This window comes from Actinomadura sp. NPDC048032 (genome assembly GCF_040653175.1).
Classification (GTDB): domain Bacteria; phylum Actinomycetota; class Actinomycetes; order Streptosporangiales; family Streptosporangiaceae; genus Spirillospora; species Spirillospora verrucosospora.
In genome coordinates, this window is the sequence record NZ_JBEZJP010000596.1 from 1 (window position 1) to 3,775 (window position 3,775).

At 67.6% G+C, this 3,775-nt stretch carries 5 protein-coding genes; 2 read left to right on the forward strand and 3 right to left on the reverse strand.

All coding sequences use genetic code 11. The features are described from left to right. Positions 1–818 precede the first annotated feature (818 nt). Positions 819–1,037, reverse strand: coding sequence for a helix-turn-helix domain-containing protein (locus AB0C69_RS39615; protein WP_360361428.1), 219 nt, complete (start codon positions 1,035–1,037; stop codon positions 819–821). 245 nt (positions 1,038–1,282) lie between these two features. Here AB0C69_RS39615 and AB0C69_RS39620 point away from each other — a divergent pair, with 245 nt between their 5' ends. Beyond that, a complete protein-coding gene (locus AB0C69_RS39620) occupies positions 1,283–1,987 on the forward strand; it encodes a phosphotransferase (protein ID WP_360361430.1) in 705 nt (234 codons plus the stop codon). Here the strand turns inward: AB0C69_RS39620 and AB0C69_RS39625 are convergent. Together AB0C69_RS39625 and AB0C69_RS39630 are read right to left on the reverse strand one after the other, a co-directional pair. Further along, entirely contained in the window at positions 1,924–2,712 is a 789-nt protein-coding gene (locus AB0C69_RS39625) for a bifunctional lytic transglycosylase/C40 family peptidase (protein ID WP_360361433.1), read from the reverse strand. The two genes, AB0C69_RS39620 and AB0C69_RS39625, sit on opposite strands and share 64 nt — an antisense overlap. A gap of 332 nt (positions 2,713–3,044) precedes the next feature. Next, a complete protein-coding gene (locus AB0C69_RS39630; RefSeq protein ID WP_173392821.1) occupies positions 3,045–3,350 on the reverse strand; it encodes a helix-turn-helix domain-containing protein in 306 nt (101 codons plus the stop codon). A gap of 235 nt (positions 3,351–3,585) precedes the next feature. Between AB0C69_RS39630 and AB0C69_RS39635 the strand changes: the two genes are divergently transcribed. Further along, a complete protein-coding gene (locus AB0C69_RS39635; protein WP_360361437.1) occupies positions 3,586–3,768 on the forward strand; it encodes a hypothetical protein in 183 nt (60 codons plus the stop codon). Positions 3,769–3,775: the final 7 nt, after the last annotated feature.

Consider the following 3,775-nt stretch of genomic DNA (forward strand, 5'->3'; position numbering starts at 1 on the left):
CTCATTCTAGCCAGCCCCATTGCAGGAAGCCACCGTAGCGACCCTTCACTCAGAGGTGAGACACAAGGGCATGTTCGTCCAGTATTGGACAAACTGCCTCGGGCGGGCCGGTGGCGGTGGGCCAGCGGCCGCCCATGCGGTGACCCTCGACGGAACGACACTCCAGCCACGTGATTGTTCTGTATGCGTCCATACGGAAGCCCACGATCGGTATCGTCCCTGGTGGGCACTTCGTTCTGTGCCGATCTCCGGACCCGCGTGGAGACCGCTGAGTGACCAACTGAGTGACTACGCCGCCGTACGCCTCTGGACGCTGGTGGACTTGCGTGCAACGCTGCCAGGTGCCGGTATCCGCCCTGAAGAAGGTCTAAAGGGGCTTTAGATGCCTGGGGGTCAAGGGGTCGTGGGTTCAAATCCCGCCGTCCCGACAAGAAGTACCAGCTCAGAGGCCGTTTCTCCACCACGGAGAACCGGCCTCTTGATCGTTAGTTAGCCGTTCGTTAGCGAACTCGGCCGTCTCCCCCGGCACCCGGACGGTTCACACAGGACCAGAAGCCCCGAGAACCGCCGGCGCGCCCTCTCCCCCGTGTTCAACCGAGCCACGCCGAGCTATCAGGCCTCCAGCCCGCCGCAGGCGCCGGTATCAGGCGCGTCGCCCAACTCCAGCGACCGCTCGGCCGAGGGGCCGGATCCGCAGACCCGGCCCCGGACGGCCAGTGCTCACGTCTTCCCAGCGGGCCGGACTCTCATCGCCGGGCCGCCTTCCTCAGAGCTGGTCTGCTCTGCACCCCCAGCGCTCGACCGCCTTAGCTGCCTCCTCAAGGCGATTGGCAGGAGCAGTGCTCCGATGAATCGGAGCTGAGCAGGGCTTGTAGGGCTGCTGTGGGGACGCGGTAGCAGGTACCGACGCGGATGATCTTGCAGGGGAACTGGTTCTGTTTGGCGAGTTGGTAGGCATAGGTGCGGGAGAGGCCGAGGGCTCGGGCGGCGGTCTTGATGTCGACCACGGTGGGGAGTTCGGCGAGTTCGGCGTTCATCAGCGGTTGCATACGTCGACCTCCAGGTCCGGGAATTCTTGGTCCTTGTGAGTGAACTGGTCTTGCGAAGCCTCAGCCGATGTCAAATGCGCCGTCGCCGCAGGGAAGGCCGCACCCTGTGCGTGACGCCAACGAGTGGAGCGTCGTAGCGATAAGGAACGTTCTGTTGCGAGGAAGCAGTAACGGAGACTGGTGCGGTGTCTGAGGTTTCGCTGCCGGGCGGGTACGTGAGTGGGAGCGTTCGTGTGGGTGACACGGTGCGCCGACGGCCTCCTGCTCGTGCGGAGTTTGTGCACCGGCTGCTGGGTCTGTTGGAGCGAGCCGGGTGGGAAGGCGCCCCGCGGTTTCTGGGGATCGATGCACAAGGGCGAGAGGCGCTGAGTTTCCTCCATGGCCATGTGGCGTGGGAGCCGATTCAGTCGCCCCGAGTCGACAGCGACCAGAGCTTGATACGGGTTGCCGAACTGGTCCGGGAGTTTCACGACCTGACGGCCGCGACGGATCTTGCCGGTGAGGGTGAGGTGGTGTGCCACAACGATCTGTCGCCGAAGAACACGGTGTACCGGAATTCGGGTGCGGGGATGCGGCCGGTGGCCTTCATCGATTGGGACCTGGCCGCCCCTGGGCGGCGGGTCCATGATGTCGCGCACGTGTGCTGGCAGTACCTGGGGCTTGGTCCCGGCGTCGCCGATGTCGCAGCGGCGGCTCGGCGAGCGCGGTTGCTCTGCGATGCCTATGGACTGGCCGATCGCAGCGAGCTGGTCGATGTGATCTTGTGGTGGCAGGACCGCTGCTGGCGCGGCATCGCAGCTGCCGCTCAAGCCGGCGACCCGGCGATGATCCGTCTTCGCCAGGGTGGCGCCATCGACGAGGTGCAAGCCGCACATCACTGGGTCCAGCAGCATCGCGCAGAGTTGGCCGCGGGCCTGTTGTCGCAAGGGCAGTCCTGAGGGTGTGGACGGTAGCCAAGCTGGCGTGACTGGTGCATGCGCAGGCCTCCGGTCAGGCTTCCGCCGTGTGGGCTGCGGGGCGGATGGCGCCGATGTATGGCGTTCGCGGTAGGGGTTGCCGGTGAACTGGGAGACGCGGACGACATCGCCGGTGTGGGGGCGTGGATCATGCGGCCGCGGCCGTAGTAGATGCCGACGTGGTGGATCGTGGTGGGGTTGCGGGGGTTGGTGGCGAAGAAGAGCAGGTCGCCGGGTTGGAGTTGAGGCCGGGGGATGTGGGTTCCGGCGTTGTATTGGTCGGCGGCGATTCGGGGTAGGCGGATGCCGGCTTGGGCCCACGCGTATTGGGTGAGACCTGAGCAGTCGAAGCCTTTGGTGCCGGCTCCTTGGGCGGTGCCGTAGGTGGGGCCGGAGGGTCCGCCGCCGCCCCAGGAGTAGGGGGTGCCGAGCCAGCGGAGGGCTGCGCGGACGGCGACAGCGCCGCGTCCGGTGGCGGTGGGGGCGGCGTAGCGGTCGGCTTGGGCCAGGACTTTGCGGACGTACCAGTCGGCGTGGTTGTACTGCCAGATGGCCCGGTAGAGGTGCTTGCCGCCTTTCCCTGCGCCGCCTGCGCACAGGTATTGGGCGGCGCCGTGGATGGCGTCGGCGGGGTTGTAGCGGTCTTTGCGGCCGTCGTGGTCGCCGTCGATGCCGTAGGCAGCCCAGGTGGCGGCGAGGAACTGCATGGGGCCGCCGGCGCCGGCGAAGTTCTGGCCGGAGTGGACGCCGGGTGCGTGGAGCGGCCGTGGTCGGATTCGATCTTGCCGATGGCTGCCAGGACGTTCCAGGGCAGGCCGGGGCAGGTGGAGGCGGCGTCGAGGTACCAGCGCAGGTAGGCCGGTGGGATGTCGCGTTGGGCTTCGGCGGTGGGCGCGCCTGCCAGTTCTGAGCCGCTTCCTGCGGCGGAGTTCTGGCCGGCGAGCAGGATGACCAGGGCCAGTGGGAGGGCGAGGGCGGCGGCGCATGCGGTGGCGGCGGCTTTCACCGCGTCGGCCGCTGCACCGGCCGCCGGGGCGGGTTACTCCTGGCTGACCTGCTCCTGGGTGGTCTGGTTCTGGGCGCCGGTGCGGGCGCGGCGTTGGGCGCGGTATCCGGCGCCCTTCTTGGGTTCGGGTGGCTCATGTGCGGTCTCCCCCGGTTGGTGGGGCTGCCGCAGCACCTCGCGGACCGCTTGCCAGGAGTAGCGGAAGTCCTTGCCGGTCTTGAGGGCGGGGATCTGCCCTGCGTTGGCCATCCGGCGGACGGTCTGGGGCGAGAGGCCGAGCTTGGTCGCGAGTTCGGCGGTGGTGAGGACGTCGGGGTCGCGGCCGGGTGTCTCGGTCATCGCGTGGGCTCCTGGTTCAGCGGTCACGGGTCGTCCTCTCCAGTGTGGTGGACGGGCGCTGCGGAAGCACGTTCTTGAGGTCAGATGCTTCTTGAAGAAACTGTTTGACGTTGCTTGCGCTCCATAATCCTGCCACGTACTGTGAGCGACCAACAACCCAGCGCATTGATTCGGGGGTATGCGGGTGGGTCTTCGACAAACCGGAACGATCCCGGCCGAGCAGCCGGCAGAGGTCATGGACGTGGTCTTGGCCGGCGCGCACGGCGGCGCCGGGACCTCCACGCTGGCGGCGCTGCTGCCCGCGGCGTGGGACATGGGCTCGATCGGCCAGCTGCTGGATCTCGGCCAGGCGCAGCGCCTGTCCATCGCGTCGGGCTCGCTCCAGAGCATGCCGGTGGCGTGCTCGGCGAAGGTGTAGGTCTTCC

Coding starts and splice junctions, on each gene's coding strand:
- AB0C69_RS39615 (WP_360361428.1), bottom strand. CDS start 1,037: ATGAACGCCGAACTCGCCGAACTCCCCACCGTGGTCGACATCAAGACC.
- AB0C69_RS39625 (WP_360361433.1), bottom strand. CDS start 2,712: ATGCAGTTCCTCGCCGCCACCTGGGCTGCCTACGGCATCGACGGCGAC.
- AB0C69_RS39630 (WP_173392821.1), bottom strand. CDS start 3,350: ATGACCGAGACACCCGGCCGCGACCCCGACGTCCTCACCACCGCCGAA.
- AB0C69_RS39635 (WP_360361437.1), top strand. CDS start 3,586: ATGGACGTGGTCTTGGCCGGCGCGCACGGCGGCGCCGGGACCTCCACG.